Origin of the sequence: Rossellomorea sp. LJF3, assembly GCF_037046045.1 — a bacterium.
GTDB lineage: Bacteria > Bacillota > Bacilli > Bacillales > Bacillaceae_B > Rossellomorea.
The window spans coordinates 103644-117990 of record NZ_JBANLY010000001.1 but is presented as its reverse complement, the minus strand read 5'-3'; the positions used below and the strand labels follow the sequence as shown (position 1 = coordinate 117990).

The following is a 14347-nucleotide window of genomic DNA, read 5'->3' as shown; positions in this document are numbered from 1 at the left end:
TCAAATATGGGGGTATACATTTGTTTCCTGTGACATAATGATCATTTCCAGTTGTTTTCAGAACGCATGTTTCTATTTTCCCTGTTCTATGTTATACTTAAGGTTCATTGGGTCTACGAGACTGTATTTAGTCAATCCCTCTAGCAGTAGAAGGGAGACATGTTATATGTCACTAGAAAATATCGTAACCATGCTCAAGACGCTTAAGGAATTCAAGGAAAGTGAGATTGTTCATACGATTTCCAACCATGAGCACTCACCAGTTATGACTGTTACTTACCATCAGGACACGGAATGTTTCCGCATCACTTATGTGGATACAATGAAAGTGGAAGAATTCACTGATATCAGCCTATTGGCGACGACTATAGAAAGTGTATTGCTGCTTGAACCTTCAAGATAACGTGAAACGAACTGCCTTTACTCCGGTAATGGCAGTTTTTTGTATATGTATCATGATCCTTTATGGTACTCTAAAGATAAAAAGGAGCTAGACCATGTCGTTTTATCACCAACCTTACATACGGTCAGTGTCGCTCAAGAGAGAAGACCTCCCCTCATTACACTCTTATCCTTTTAATATTCCAAGTATACGTTACTTAAAGGATCTTTCCCTTCATCCAAATGTCACGTTAATCGTCGGAGAAAATGGAATGGGTAAATCCACGTTATTAGAAGCTATTGCCATGGCCATTGGATTTAACCCTGAGGGAGGGTCGCTTAATTTTACTTTTTCTACATATGATTCCTACTCAAACCTGGATCAATACATGAAGGTGGTAAGGGGGATCGATCGTCCTCAAGACGGTTTTTTCCTAAGGGCGGAAAGCTTTTATAATGTAGCGACGAATATTGAAGAAATGGACCGGGACCCTTTAACAGCTCCAAAGGTAATCGACTCGTTTGGAGGGAAATCCCTGCATGAGCAATCTCACGGGGAAGCATTCTTTTCGACCTTCATGAACAGATTTCGAGGAAAAGGTCTTTATATTCTGGATGAGCCGGAAGCTGCACTTTCTCCTTTGAGGCAACTATCCATGCTTTCCCGCATACATGAACTGGTCAAGGATCATTCTCAATTTATTATCGCTACTCATTCTCCCATCTTAATGGCCTATCCTTCATCGAACCTCATTCAGCTAACGGATAATGGGTTAAGTGAAGCAAACCTCGAGGAAACGAGTCACTACCAGATCATGAAACAATTTTTTGAAGATCGGGAACGAATGCTGCATCATTTATTCAAGGAGGAAAAAGGATAGGTCCGTCCCTCAAGACGAGCATGCCCCATATTGGGATATGCTCGTCTTTTTTTCCTTCTTAGAAAGAAGGAAGTTCACTAAGATTATTTTCTTTCAGCCCATCCGGCTCACTTCGTAAGACATCCCTGCCATAGCGATGAATCACATCGACATGAGCGATCTTTCCGGCTTTTGCCTCTTCTAAAGCGGTTATATAATCCAGTTCCCTACCACTCTCAGTCTTGAAGGCGATAAGGTCATCGTCACTATTTCTTCTAACAGCAATAATTTGTTCTGCTCCTGTAGAAAGTTCATCAGCCATCTCAATTTTAGCCTGGACCTTCCCTTGTTGCTTGTATTCTTCATAAATTTGTTCAAAATTCTTTTTTTCCATTGTACTCACCTCCCGAACATACGTTTAGTATTTGCGACTCGTTCCATACATATGTACGGACTGAATAATGCGTTTATTTATTGTAAAAAAATGAAGAGTGCCGACCATTCAGCACTCTCTTTCAGCCTAATTCAATTTATCCAGCGCATTAATCAGCAATACTTTCTGACTTTCAATAGATTTTATGGCATCTTCAATATTTCTTTTATAAATAGAAAGAATGCTTTGACCATAGGTAGTTCCTGGAACAGCCCACTTCCCATTCAGGTCCGTCCAGTTCTTTGCAGAACCTCTGGTGACCAGGGTAAATCGCGGGTCCACAAGTGGTGCCCCTTCAGGGAGTGGTTCAGTCGATGCGTACGCGTATAGGTGCTGGATGTGAGCAAGTACCCCCTGTTCAGGAGTGGCGAATGAAGCCCCATCATTTCCAGGTCCGGTTGTACCGATCCCTGCATAGTTATTTTGAGAAGGTTTCACTTGTCCTGTGAATCTGAAATAATTGGTTTCGTGAATGGCTTGTGCATATGCGACATCTCCCCGGATGCCGTAAAGGTCCCCATAAAAAGTGTAAAATTTCCCCACTAAGGGTGCGGAAGGATTCACTGCTTTCACAAATTCATCTAATTGTTTGGCTTGGATAATAGATGTTCCTATAATGGAATAATCAATACCGGGCGGCTGTGGAGGCTTGGTAGGTTCAGGTGGAAAGGTTGGCGGAGGCTCAGTTGGCACAGGAGCTGGCGCTGCCTCTTCTCTTAAAAGGAAGGCATCGATCCCTACCCGGCTTAATGCTATTATCTGATCTTCTGCATTTTCCCTAACTGAAAAAGCCCCAGTTTGAACCCTGAAATACGTTTTCCCAGAAACGACTACCACATCTATAAACGCTTCAAATGAAACAGCTTTCAACTCTTTCACCCGGTCTTCTGCATTCTTCCGTTCTGTAAATGACCCGGCGATCACTCTGAAAAGTGGCTGATTGCCCGAAACTTTTGCCGGAAGTGCAAGTGCTTTGGCAACGCCTTTTGCAAGCGAAATCCCTACTGCCTGTCTGAACTTTGTATCATTCAAGAGTGCAACGTCCTTAGGGGTATCAATAAACAAAACTTCCACCAACACCGATGGCATTTTGGTTTCACGGAGTACATGAAAATTTGCTCTCTTCTTCCCTCTGTCTGTTACTTTGAATGGCTGAACGGCTTCTATTACTTTTTCGTGGATTATTTTTTGATATGATAAAGTCTGTGTCGGTATACTTCTATTGTATACATAGCTTTCAAACCCTGTCCCTCCACCTGCATTATGGTGAATGGATAAAAACAAATCCAAGTTCGAGCGATTGGCAAGGTTGGATCTATCCGAAAGAGATAAGGTTTGGTCCCCGGTTCTCGTCATTAACACCTTTACATTGTAATTCGACACTAAATAGTCCCTGACCACAACGGCCGTCAAAAGATTGAAGTTCTTTTCTTCGTTTCCTTTATATGTGGCACCAGGATCAGATCCTCCATGTCCCGGATCAATCATGATGGTTTTCAATTAACTTCCTCCTAAGAGTTTGACATATAGTACTATATTCTCAAACGGACAAGCATGCTTGGACAATTTCCTATCGCCACCTCTTTTCAATATAAAAAAGGTTCCCTGCCAAGGAACAGGAAACACTTTTTCACGCACGATTCTATATTCATGGAGGGGACTTTCTTATAGGGTTTAGTTTTTCTTTCTCTCTATTGTATTGCGAAAAACACGTTCTTATTCACTTTATTCATTATCATTGTATTTCTCGACCGGCGGAGTTCCATACTGTGTTCGCTTCGATTTTTTCAGTATGAACTGTTGATCTTATAATCATTGTTTCTATACCTTAATATGGGGCCTAAGGGTTACCCCAAACTGTGCAACGTACGGATTCGAGAGGGAAGGAGATCCCATTTCTAAATTGGCATGAGTTACGGATCGACTGAGAAAAAGATATTGTAGTATTTTTCTTGCCAATGCATCACCTCCATAGAACACTTTATGTCTAAAGTGTCGGGTTGGTGAGGACAAGCAACTTAATTTTTTAAAAAATGGACAACTTTTTCAAGTTATAAAATTTTCAATAGATCGGGTTCCTTTTTCTGGGTCCAAAGCCGTTTACAATTGATGAGATGAAAGTGCTCATCAATTTGAAGTTTATAGATATCAGGTTTTGATGTTCCTTTCCAAAAATCAAGATTATACTGATCAGAAAAGTAGTTCATCGTGCAGGTCATGATGTGCCCGTGAATCCCTATTGCAATTTTTTCCCCTTTGTAGGCTGAAATGAGTTCCCTTAGAGCCTCAACCCCTCTTGCCTGCACGTCGTTATTTGATTCACCCCCAGGGTAGTGAAATAGGGGATGTTCAAAAACATATTTTATAGCTTTTGAAGGATCATCAAAATGATGATCTCTTGCAGCAAGGTCTCTCTCCCTGAAGCGTTCATCTAAGATAATTTCTTTCTTTAGTTTACGGGCAAGACCTTCTACGGTTTGTATCGCACGTGTATAGGGACTTGATAGTATGTAGTCTATGTTTTTTCCAATCATTATTTCGGTGATTTCCTTTGCATCTTCCCAACCTATTTTAGACAATCCCCTCGTTTCTTCATCCTCTAACGAGAATACTGAGTGAGCGTGTCTAATAAAATAAACTTCGGTTTCCATAGAATTCCCTCCAATTACTCACATAATGCTTCTACTTTTTTGTACAAATACCATCCAGGGAAGTTAGTGAACGTAAAAATGTTGCCAAAGGTCCGTCCCTCACTTATTCCATAAATTTTAACATATTTTTCTATAAATGTTTGGAATAAAGAAGCAGATGATAAAGGGAGGACATTAATGACTGGAGGAATGAAATTGAAAAAGTGTAGGATTCTTTTGTTAGTTGTGATGGCGTCACTCTTTTCATTACCTGGAATGGCAGCAGCCAAGCAGGATTCCTGTATAAGTGAAGCGAGTATGAAGGCCAGGGAAGATATGAGGACATTATGGACCGATCATGTCTTCTACACAAGGAATTACATCATTAGTGCAGTGGATGGGTTGGAAGACACCGATGTCGTACTGGCAAGGTTGCTTCAGAACCAGAAAGATATCGGGAATGCAATCAAACCCTATTATGGGGAAAAAGCAGGTAACCAATTAGCGGATTTATTGACAGAACATATTGTACTTGCGGGAAAAATCGTAGAAGCTGCAAAAGGTGGCAAATCGGCTGAAGTAGAACAGCTTAATAAAGAATGGTATCGAAATGCCGATGATATTGCCCGATTCTTAGCAAGCGCCAATCCCTATTGGACTGAAAAAAAATTAAAAGATTTGCTATACATGCATCTACAGTTCGTGACCGATGAAGCAGTGGCACGGATTAAAAAAGATTGGAAAGCTAATATCAAAAGCTTTGATGATGGTAGAGCACATATCATTCATTTGTCTGATGCACTATCTGATGGAATCGTGAAGCAGTTTCCTGAAAAATTTTAATGAAAGGAGCTGGGAGTATCGTTTCCCAGCTCATTTTACCATTTTATTCCTCCTAGTATCTTTTCTCTTCCAATTCAATTTTCTTGATGATGCGGGCAGGATTACCACCAATCACTACGTTGGATGGAACGTCTTTAGTCACAACCGCACCAGAAGCAATGACTACATTATCCCCAATGCTCACTCCTGGGTTAATAATTGCTCCGCCACCAATCCAGCAATTATGCCCGATGATAACAGGCTTTCCATATTCAGGCCCCTTATTACGCTCAATGGGATTTACAGGATGAGTTGCTGTGTAAATATGTACCCCTGGTGCCAGCATACAATTTTCCCCGATACTGACTTTGCACACATCCAAAATTACGCAGTCAAAATTAGCAAAGAAATTGTTTCCTACGTGAATATTATATCCATAATCGCATCTAAAGTTTGGTTCTAAATAAACCGTTTCTCCCGTTGAGCCGAATAGCTGTTTTAGGGTAGCAACTCTTTTTTCCCCTTCCTCCTCCGTCGTAGAATTTAATATTCGCGTCAAATAACGGGCTTTTTTTCTCTCTTCGACTAATTGTGGATCCCACGGTTCATAAAGTTCACCATGGAGCATTTTCTGTTTTTCCGTTTTCATGTAAACCTCCATTAATAAAAAGTTTTAGTTTTATATTATCTAATCTTTTTGTTATGTGCAAACGATTGCATCATCATCGCTGGATTTTACCTATTTGAGTTATTGGATTGACAATACGTAAATGGGGCTATCCCTTAACTTAGGTAAGAGATAGCCTGGCCAGATGAAAGTATACCGGTGTCATAGAAGGACAACTGACAGAAGTACCATCGAATGGTTACTCTTTAGTTATTATCAACGGAAGAATACCCGACTTTATCCTGAATAAGGTCATCGACACTTTTTTCCTGACTGATTCGCAGGGCTGTTGCGTATAGGAGCTGCACACCTTTTTCGATATCATCCATCTCGGCAAACTCTAAAGGGTTGTGACTGATCCCTTTTTCACAGCGGACAAAAATCATTCCATAATCACTGATATAGGACATAATCAGGGCATCATGGAACGGTCCGCTCATCAAGGTAGGAGAATCGAAACCGAGCTTCTCGTCTTCTTCTTTCATGACTTTTTTGATCCAATCTGCACAATACCTCGGTTCACTTCTTGTATCTTCCTTGATATCGTATTTGAGATGATAAGTAGAAGAAGTTTCTTCGATCAGTTGATAAAGTTTTTGCTCGAGTCTGGTCCGTGCTTCAAGATCGATATCACGGAGATCAATTGTAAACTCTACCTTTTCAGCAATAATATTTCTGGAATTTGGAAACACCTGCATACTTCCCACTGTCCCAACCGTTGTATCGGTTCCTTCTTCTTTAACCAGTTCATCGAATTTGCGAATAATTTCTGATGCACCGACAAGAGCATCCTGTCTCATCTTCATCGGAACGGATCCTGCATGGCCGGCAAATCCTTCGAGTGTTACAGTCAACCAAATCGGCCCTGAAATTCCTGAAACAATTCCTACCGGCTTATCTTTTCCTTCAAGCACCGGTCCTTGTTCGATATGAAGCTCCAGGAAGGCGGCGATATCCCCCTTCTTATATACAGGGCTTTGTGTCAGGTCTGTATCGACACCAAACTCCTTCAGTGCTTCCCTTCTTGTAACCCCAGCTTTGTCTTTTCGCTCAAGTTCACCATCCTCAAGCATCCCTGCCAAAGCCCTTACGCCAAAGATGCCTTTATTGAAACGGCTTCCTTCTTCATCAGAAAAACATATCACTTCAATGGTTCGCTCAGGAATGATTCCATTGTCCATCATGGTATGAACCACTTCGATTGCTCCAAGGGCCCCTGCCGTCCCATCGAATCTGCCCCCATAAGGCTGTGAATCGATGTGTGATCCAAGAATAAGGATTGGTTTAGTATTATCCTTTCCTTCAATCCTGCCAATCAGATTACCAAATCCATCAACCTTTGTCGTTAAACCAGCCTCTTCCATCCACTCTTTAACTTTGTCCACGCCCTGCCGATCCTCTTTCGAGTGAGCCAGGCGACAAACGCCAGTTTCTCCAATTTTTCCGATTTCAGCTAACTCTTGCAGATGAAGGTTTAATCTTTTTCGATTGATCGTCAATAGAATCATCCTTTGCTAATAAATTTTAGACTTATTACCATTGTAAGGTCTATTGTCCCGCTAATCATTAGACAGAGTGTCAATAAATAATGACGCCAGATAGGAGCGATAAGGATCAATACTCACTTCAGATCTTCCTTATAAAAATAGGTTCTATGCCTTGTCAACTTTATCCTTCTTCCTTTTAAAAATAAAAAAAGAGAGGGGAATCCCCTCTCCAAAAATTGCCTCGTCAGTAGTTTGCTGTCCTTTTGGATTGCTGAACTGAATAAATCAACATTCCGAAAAAAACGAGTACCGCTCCCAGAATCAAACCGAGTGAGACAGTTGCGATTGATAGCATCTTGAAGAAGACACTCACTGCAACGACCATATAAAGTACGGCAAGCATCCGTTTGACGATGACGCCTGAGAATCGTTTGAGCTGGATGGAACCGATTGGTGTCCCGATCAACGCACCGATGATCAGCAAAATTCCGTGGCGATAGTCAAGTGACTCCCCTGTGTACATATATGAGGTGATCCCGGACAATACGATAATGGAAGCAGCAGATATACTGGTTCCAATTGCTTTGTTCAGATCAAGTTTGAGCCATTTCGTAAGTAAGGGAGTCATGACAAATCCCCCGCTGACACCCATAAGGGAGGAAATCATTCCCGTAAATAAACCTATGACGGGAGCTGCAAAGATCCCTTTAGGCTTAGAGTCCTGTTGTCGTTTGCTTAAAAACTGGTAAGAAAACCAGCTTAATATACCAATATAGACAATTGAGATGAACATCGATGCACCGTTGATGGCGTCAAGCCATTTTACAAATGGTACGGTTACTACAGAGCCTATTACTCCGAAAACCCCTAGGAAAACCGCTAACTTCTTGGACACATTCTTTAAACGCAGATGTGACAGGGTACCCGTCACCGTAGATCCCAGAGTAAGCATCAAGGATAAGATGATGGCCTGACTAGGTTCATATCCTAGGACCAGTAAGGTAGGAGTCAGAACAATCCCGCCCCCTATACCGAAAAAACCTGAGATGACACCGATGACTGCGCCACCTATCATAAATAAAATCCATTCCATGTCGTACGTCACTTCCTTCATAGAACATTATACCTCTATATAAGTTATAATAGAAATGAATAATGATAATACAGTCGATTACGTTTATTAATGGAGGTATATGATGCAACTGGATTGGATCCGTACGTTTGTTACTCTTGCCCAACTTCAGCATTTCACTAAGACAAGTGAATACCTGAATTTATCTCAACCTACCGTCAGCGTCCACATTAAAAAGTTGGAACAAGCCCTTGGTGTAGCACTTATTCACCGGTCCTCCACCAATCAGCTGTTTGAATTGACTCCTGCAGGAGAACGCGTATTTGAGCAGGGAAAAAAGATGCTGGAACTATGGAGGACCATGGAACAAGTGGATCAAAAAAAGCAGGAAATTCAGTTGCGGATTGGGTCTACTCACACCGTCAGTGATGTTCTGCTTCCCGATTTCGTCAAAAAGATCAAGGTCTTATACCCTCAAGTCCGTTTACAATTGATGATTCACAATCACGAAACGATAGTTGAAGCATTGAATTCAAACAATCTCGATCTAGCCCTCGTAGAAGGCACAAAAGGATTAGAGCCCTTTCATGTAGAGGTGATCAGTCGTGATGAGCTCCGCTTCTTCGCAAGCAAAAGGATGAACCTGCACTCCTCCCCCTTCATCCTCAGGGAAAAAGGATCAGGGACGAGGGAATATGCGGATGAGTTCTTAAAGTCGGAGCGCATCGTACCGGTTGAAGTCCTCGAAGCAAGCAGTCATTTCTTAATCAAACAACTTGCTGTAAGGGGACTAGGGATCGCATTTCTTTCAAGCTCCATGGTCAAAGACGAAGTGCTCCAAGGAAAACTCGTCCCCCTTGAACCACATGTTGTCCACCGCCCCATCTATGCAGTTCATCCTGAAACTGCCACTTCAGATCCCGTCATAAAGGAACTGATATCCTTGATTGAGCATCCGAATTAAAAAGAGGGACGGACCTTGTTTTCAAGGTCCGTCCCTCTTTCGTAACAATTTAGCCGTTTCTTTCTTCAGCCCGATCTACGACAGCTGCACCGACAATGTCGCCGGTTACGTTAGAGGCCGTTCCACCCATTCCAATAATGGCATCGACTCCTGCAATGAGGGCGACTATTTCGAGTGGTAAGCCGAACATCGTTAAGACCGCAGATAATGTAACCAACCCTGCAGCTGGAACTCCAGATGTTCCTATAGATAGTAAAGTCCCGACCAGCACGATCATCAACAGGTCTGTAACGGAAAGGTGCAGATTCGTCACATTTGCCGCGAATACAATCGATACACCCATTCGTAAAGCTCCACCGTCTGAATTAAAGATAGCGCCTAAAGGCAATGCGAAATTCGCCGTTTTCTCAGAGATCCCCGCTTTTTTGGCAGACTGAATGGCTACCGGCAAGGATGCGATGCTGCTGGATGTAAAGAATGCAGTGCTGTATGCTTCTTTCGTCTGCTTGAAGAAACTGACGACAGAGTTACCCGTCAGCTTTAGGAATCCAGTATATACGACAACCCAAAGAAGAAGAAGTCCAAGGTAAAAGACCCCGACAAACTTCAGTAGGGATTGGATCGTTTCCCACCCCTGCTGACCAAATGTAGCCGCACTGATGGCAAACACCCCTATGGGAGCATAAGCCAACACCCCCTTAAGGAGGATATAAAACATTTCGTTAAAGGCTGTGAAAACTTTATCCAGCAGTCCCCCATATTCCTGCATCTTACTATCTGCAGAAAATTTCATCCATGAAATGGCTATACCCATGATGATGGCAAGGAACATAATGGCCAGTGTATCCCCCCTGGCAAAAGCCTGGAACAGGTTATCAGGAATGATTTGAAGCAAAACATCCCCAAACTGCGGTGCTTTCGGTTCTTCCACTTGTGTATTAGGCAGTTCCAAGTTGGTTCCAGGGTTGAACAGGAACGCCAAACCAAGACCGATGAAGACAGCGGCTGCCGTGGTTGCTGCATAATAAAGAATCAGCTTCCACCCCATCCGGCCAAGCTGCCGCATACTCATTTTGTTCACTGCTTGAACCACGGTGAGGAATATCACTGGAATGGCAATCAAGCTAAGAAGGTGAATAAGCACCGTCCCAAATGGTCTCAGGATCTCAGCATCTGATTTAAAGACAAGACCGACGATGATCCCTAAAAGGAACCCGACGGACATCTTCAAAACAAAAGGCACTTTCATATATTGCTTCCATATGTACTTCATTTCATCTACGTCCTTACCTATATTTTTTTCAGATATTCATTATATCACTTTTACAGGAGGAGGGACGGCCCTTGTTTTCAAGGTCCGTCCCTACTTCAGTAAAGTTATCCATTACACTTTTACACTAAGTATTCATATACGCTATAGTTTCCTTTATACCCTGCTCGAATGGAGTTGCTTCTATTTTCCCCATGAAAGCTTCCAATTTTTCACCTGATAGAATTGTTGGTTCTGAATTAATATACTGCATCTCCAGTGCTTCACGCATTCCTTTGCCAGCAAAGAGGGCGAAGAGAGAAAACATCGATTTTGAGATATAGTAAAGCCCTTTTTCTTCTCCAAGAACGCTTTTTATGAGCTTTTCAAATTCAATACCGGTCGTTGGGGAGGCACCAGGTACATTCCAATTTTGATTGTAAGCTTCATTAATGCAAGCCAAATCCACCATTACCTTTGCTCCGTCCTTTGTATAAATGAATTCGCGATAAATATCCTTAGGTCCGACAAATCCGGCCTTTTTCTTTTTCATAAGCTGATCAAGGGTGAAGTGAATATAAGTATTTTTGGCGTTCGGTCCATAAAAGTCTGGAAAATGGCATACCAAAGTTTGTACAGAAGACGACTTCAATAAGCGGTCCATATCTAAACGTAGCTTTCCTTTCTTCGTATGGGGATTCTTATCAAAGTGCTCTGGCAGCTTTACTCCACCGCTTTTTCCGTATGCATAAATATTATCAACCACAGCGAGTTTAGCATTATTTTTTTCTGCAGCAATGATAATATTTTTCGTGATCATACTTAGTTTCCCGCTCCATTCTTCATAAGGAAGATTCATTGCATGGAAGATTATTTCACAGCCTATTGAGCTTTGGATAAGGTGGTCTGGATTTTCAGCATCATCGGTCCGGATAGATACTAATTTTTTACTGCCAAATAATTGAATTAACTTTTCCTTCCCCCTTGCGAATGCAACTACCTCGATTCCCCTGTTGATTAATTCCTCTACGAGAGCATATCCCATACCACCTGATGCTCCAATGACCATAACTTTATTCATTTTTCTTCCCCCTCATTAATTAACCACTGGTCAAATAACCTCAAAAAATTTTATCCTAATGATTTCAGGATAAAATTCACATGTGACTCTGCAAGGTTCCCTACTTCAACAAATGTGTCATCACAACGGCAGTAGTGACTGACAAACCCATGTAAAGATAGAAATATAGACCATGTCTGTTGGATGCTAATTTTTTTGTTACTCAATAGGATAATGGCTTTTGCAAATTTCTCATAAGATTCGTTCGGTCCCTTATTCACATAATTCTTCACTTCGTCATCAGATAACAAAAACATCATTTCATACTGACTTTTATGCGTCATACCAAATCGAATGTAAGCAAGGAGGACTTCCTTCAACTTGCCTTGATTATCCATCTTCTGATTCATTACGTCATCAAGCCATTGATCTAATAATTTGAAGTCACTTTCAATTATGGCATAGAATAATTCAGCTTTATTCTTAAAGTGATAGTAAATTGATCCATGACTGTAACCCAGTTCAGATGCAACCTGCCTAATGGAAACCTGTTGGTACCCTTTTTTAAGAAATAACTCCCGTGCAGCAACCATTATCATTTCTTTAGTGAGTTCTTGTTTTACAGCTTTTCTTGGTGACATATTTTCCAACTTCCTTTTATTGACCAGTGTTTAATTAAATAATAACGACTATCCCAGTCAATTGTCAACAATTTAATTCCAACATTTACAAATAGGGTCGGACCTTGTTTTCAAGGTCCGTCCCTTAATGATTTCACTAATCAGATTCTAAAGGTGTCTTTTATCTCTGCTTCGCTTTTCCATTTCTACTTTAAAATCATCATAGTTGCCACTGTAGCTTTTTAATGTGTAATCTTCAACGGCGATGATCCTTTGTGCCATTCTATTGATAAAGTAGCGGTCGTGTGAGATGAAGAAAATGGTACCACTGAATTCGTCCAGGGCTTCCTCAATCGTTTCGATCGTATCGATATCCAGATGGTTCGTCGGTTCATCCAGGATCAATAGATTGATATCCTGAAACAGTAACTGAGCAAGTTTTAATCGGATCCGTTCTCCCCCTGAAAGGTGTTTTACTTTCTTGAACACACTTCCTTTGTAAAACATGAACTTTGAAAGGTATTCCCGCGCCTTTCCTTCCAGAAGAAAGATGTCTTCCCGGAAAGCATCTAGAACTGTGGCTTCTTCGTACTTAAATGTAATGGTTTGAGGTAAATAGGCCGATTTTACATTTGCCCCAAACTGTATGACGCCTTCATCAGGTTGATCTTCGCCGATAAGCATCTTTAGGAAAGTGGTTTTTCCGCATCCATTTGGCCCCAGTAGTCCCACTCTTTCTCCGTGACGCACCATGATATCAGTATTGGTAAATATCAATTTATCCCCAAACTGTTTCGACAATCCAACTCCTTTAATGGTCTCTTTACCCGATCTTCCCGAAGCTTTCACATCAAGCTGCATGTTCCTTCTTTCAAAAACGGGTTTATCGATATGCTCCATCTTGGATAACTTTTTCTGAACGCTTGCAGCTCTTTTGAAGAACTTCGTATTATCTGCCCTCATTGCCCAATCCCGTAAGCTAATAACCGTATTTTCCATACGTTTGATCTTCTTTTGTTGCTCTTTGAAATGTTCGTATTGGATTCTCATATTCTCTTCTTTTTGACTCACAAAAGAACTGTAATTCCCCTTATAGGAAATCGATTTTTTATCTTCAATTTCCACAATTTTCGTGACTACATTATCTAAGAAATAGCGATCATGGGAAACAATGAGGACCATACCTTTATAGCTCTTCAGGTAACCCTCCAGCCATTCGATCGATGACATATCCAGGTGATTCGTCGGTTCATCCAGGAGCAGTATGTCCGGCTGATGGATCAACAGCTTCCCTAACCCGACGGTTGTTTTTTCTCCTCCGCTTAACAAGTCAAAGTCACGCTCCAACAGGCTTTCTGTAAGCTGCAATCCCGTACAGACCTTGCTTACCTTCTCATCCCGCTCATAACCTCCCTTCACTTCAAATAATTGAATGAGGTTACTATATCGGTTTAAAGCTCTAGCAAGGTCGTTCCCTTCCAACACACTCATGTCATTTTCCAATTTGCGCATATCTGATTCAATTCGATCCACTTCCTCAAATGCTGAATAAAGGACATCCCTCGCCTTCAATCCTGCGGGGTATTTTGGCGATTGTTCAAGGTAGGCACTGGTTGCGCCATTCGAGATGTGGATGAGACCTTCATCGTATCCGTAGCTTGAAGTCTGCGGGTACCCAGGATAATAATTCATCGGCTCTATGCCTGCAATCACCTTTAAGACTGTACTTTTTCCAGATCCATTCTCCCCGACAATCCCAACTTTGTCTCCTTGAAAAATTTCAAGAGAAACATCTTCAACAACAAGTGTCGCTTCCATATATTTTTTGATTCCATTTACTTTTAACTCCAACATATACGTCCCTTCTTTCATTATCATGAAGTTACGCTAGTTATGGACAGGTCAAAAAAGGCTTACTTATATTCATATATTCAATAAAAAAAGACCATAAGAAGGGAATCCTTCCTACAGTCTTGTATCATGATCAACATCTAATCCATAAAGAAGACAGCGAAGTCATACAAGTTGCTGCTGACACCGCATACCTCTTCACGAAAATATTATCTTGATATCAGGAAAGTAAGTTTCCTTCTAATTGCCTG

Annotated in this window: 14 protein-coding genes; 4 read left to right on the top strand and 10 right to left on the bottom strand. The window is 41.4% G+C overall.

Features of this window, described 5'->3' with window-relative positions:
• Positions 1-166: 166 nt before the first annotated feature.
• Both V8G47_RS00565 and V8G47_RS00560 read left to right on the top strand, forming a co-directional pair.
• Positions 167-403 (top strand): hypothetical protein, encoded by a 237-nt coding sequence (locus V8G47_RS00565; protein ID WP_336198371.1) that lies wholly within the window; start codon positions 167-169, stop codon positions 401-403.
• A 94-nt stretch (positions 404-497) separates the two neighbouring features.
• Positions 498-1262 carry an AAA family ATPase gene (locus tag V8G47_RS00560; protein ID WP_336198370.1) on the top strand — a complete coding sequence of 255 codons (765 nt, stop codon included), beginning with the start codon at positions 498-500 and terminating at the stop codon, positions 1260-1262.
• A 58-nt stretch (positions 1263-1320) separates the two neighbouring features.
• Here the strand turns inward: V8G47_RS00560 and V8G47_RS00555 are convergent, their stop codons facing one another.
• From V8G47_RS00555 to V8G47_RS00545, 3 genes are all read right to left on the bottom strand, one after another.
• Positions 1321-1635: a DUF3892 domain-containing protein gene (locus V8G47_RS00555; protein WP_336198369.1), complete on the bottom strand. Its 315-nt coding sequence runs from the start codon at positions 1633-1635 to the stop codon at positions 1321-1323.
• 126 nt (positions 1636-1761) lie between these two features.
• A complete protein-coding gene (locus tag V8G47_RS00550) occupies positions 1762-3174 on the bottom strand; it encodes an N-acetylmuramoyl-L-alanine amidase (RefSeq protein WP_336198368.1) in 1413 nt (470 codons plus the stop codon).
• Positions 3175-3725: 551 nt separating this feature from the next.
• Positions 3726-4325 carry a histidine phosphatase family protein gene (locus tag V8G47_RS00545; RefSeq protein WP_336198367.1) on the bottom strand — a complete coding sequence of 200 codons (600 nt, stop codon included), beginning with the start codon at positions 4323-4325 and terminating at the stop codon, positions 3726-3728.
• 177 nt (positions 4326-4502) lie between these two features.
• Here V8G47_RS00545 and V8G47_RS00540 point away from each other — a divergent pair, with 177 nt between their 5' ends.
• Positions 4503-5147, top strand: a complete 645-nt coding sequence (locus tag V8G47_RS00540) for a glycosyltransferase (protein WP_336198366.1) — start codon at positions 4503-4505, stop codon at positions 5145-5147.
• 52 nt (positions 5148-5199) lie between these two features.
• Here V8G47_RS00540 and V8G47_RS00535 read toward each other — a convergent pair whose 3' ends face one another.
• The 3 genes from V8G47_RS00535 to V8G47_RS00525 form a co-directional block, all read right to left on the bottom strand.
• On the bottom strand, positions 5200-5775 hold the full coding sequence (locus V8G47_RS00535) for a sugar O-acetyltransferase (protein WP_336198365.1): 576 nt from the start codon (positions 5773-5775) through the stop codon (positions 5200-5202).
• Between the two features lie 224 nt (positions 5776-5999).
• Positions 6000-7301, bottom strand: coding sequence for a M20 family metallo-hydrolase (locus V8G47_RS00530; protein WP_336198364.1), 1302 nt, complete (start codon positions 7299-7301; stop codon positions 6000-6002).
• A 223-nt stretch (positions 7302-7524) separates the two neighbouring features.
• Complete coding sequence (locus tag V8G47_RS00525; RefSeq protein ID WP_336198363.1) at positions 7525-8394, bottom strand: sulfite exporter TauE/SafE family protein; 870 nt, start codon at positions 8392-8394, stop codon at positions 7525-7527.
• Positions 8395-8476: 82 nt separating this feature from the next.
• Between V8G47_RS00525 and V8G47_RS00520 the strand changes: the two genes are divergently transcribed.
• On the top strand, positions 8477-9316 hold the full coding sequence (locus tag V8G47_RS00520) for a LysR family transcriptional regulator (protein WP_261750947.1): 840 nt from the start codon (positions 8477-8479) through the stop codon (positions 9314-9316).
• 49 nt (positions 9317-9365) lie between these two features.
• Here V8G47_RS00520 and V8G47_RS00515 read toward each other — a convergent pair whose 3' ends face one another.
• The 4 genes from V8G47_RS00515 to abc-f all read right to left on the bottom strand — a co-directional run bounded on the left by V8G47_RS00515 (position 9366) and on the right by abc-f (position 14123).
• On the bottom strand, positions 9366-10589 hold the full coding sequence (locus tag V8G47_RS00515; RefSeq protein ID WP_336198362.1) for a dicarboxylate/amino acid:cation symporter: 1224 nt from the start codon (positions 10587-10589) through the stop codon (positions 9366-9368).
• Positions 10590-10713: 124 nt separating this feature from the next.
• On the bottom strand, positions 10714-11646 hold the full coding sequence (locus tag V8G47_RS00510) for an NAD(P)H-binding protein (protein WP_336198361.1): 933 nt from the start codon (positions 11644-11646) through the stop codon (positions 10714-10716).
• A 50-nt stretch (positions 11647-11696) separates the two neighbouring features.
• Positions 11697-12266, bottom strand: coding sequence for a TetR/AcrR family transcriptional regulator (locus tag V8G47_RS00505; protein ID WP_336198360.1), 570 nt, complete (start codon positions 12264-12266; stop codon positions 11697-11699).
• 147 nt (positions 12267-12413) lie between these two features.
• Positions 12414-14123, bottom strand: coding sequence for a ribosomal protection-like ABC-F family protein (gene abc-f, locus V8G47_RS00500; protein WP_336198359.1), 1710 nt, complete (start codon positions 14121-14123; stop codon positions 12414-12416).
• Between the last annotated feature and the right edge of the window lie 224 nt (positions 14124-14347).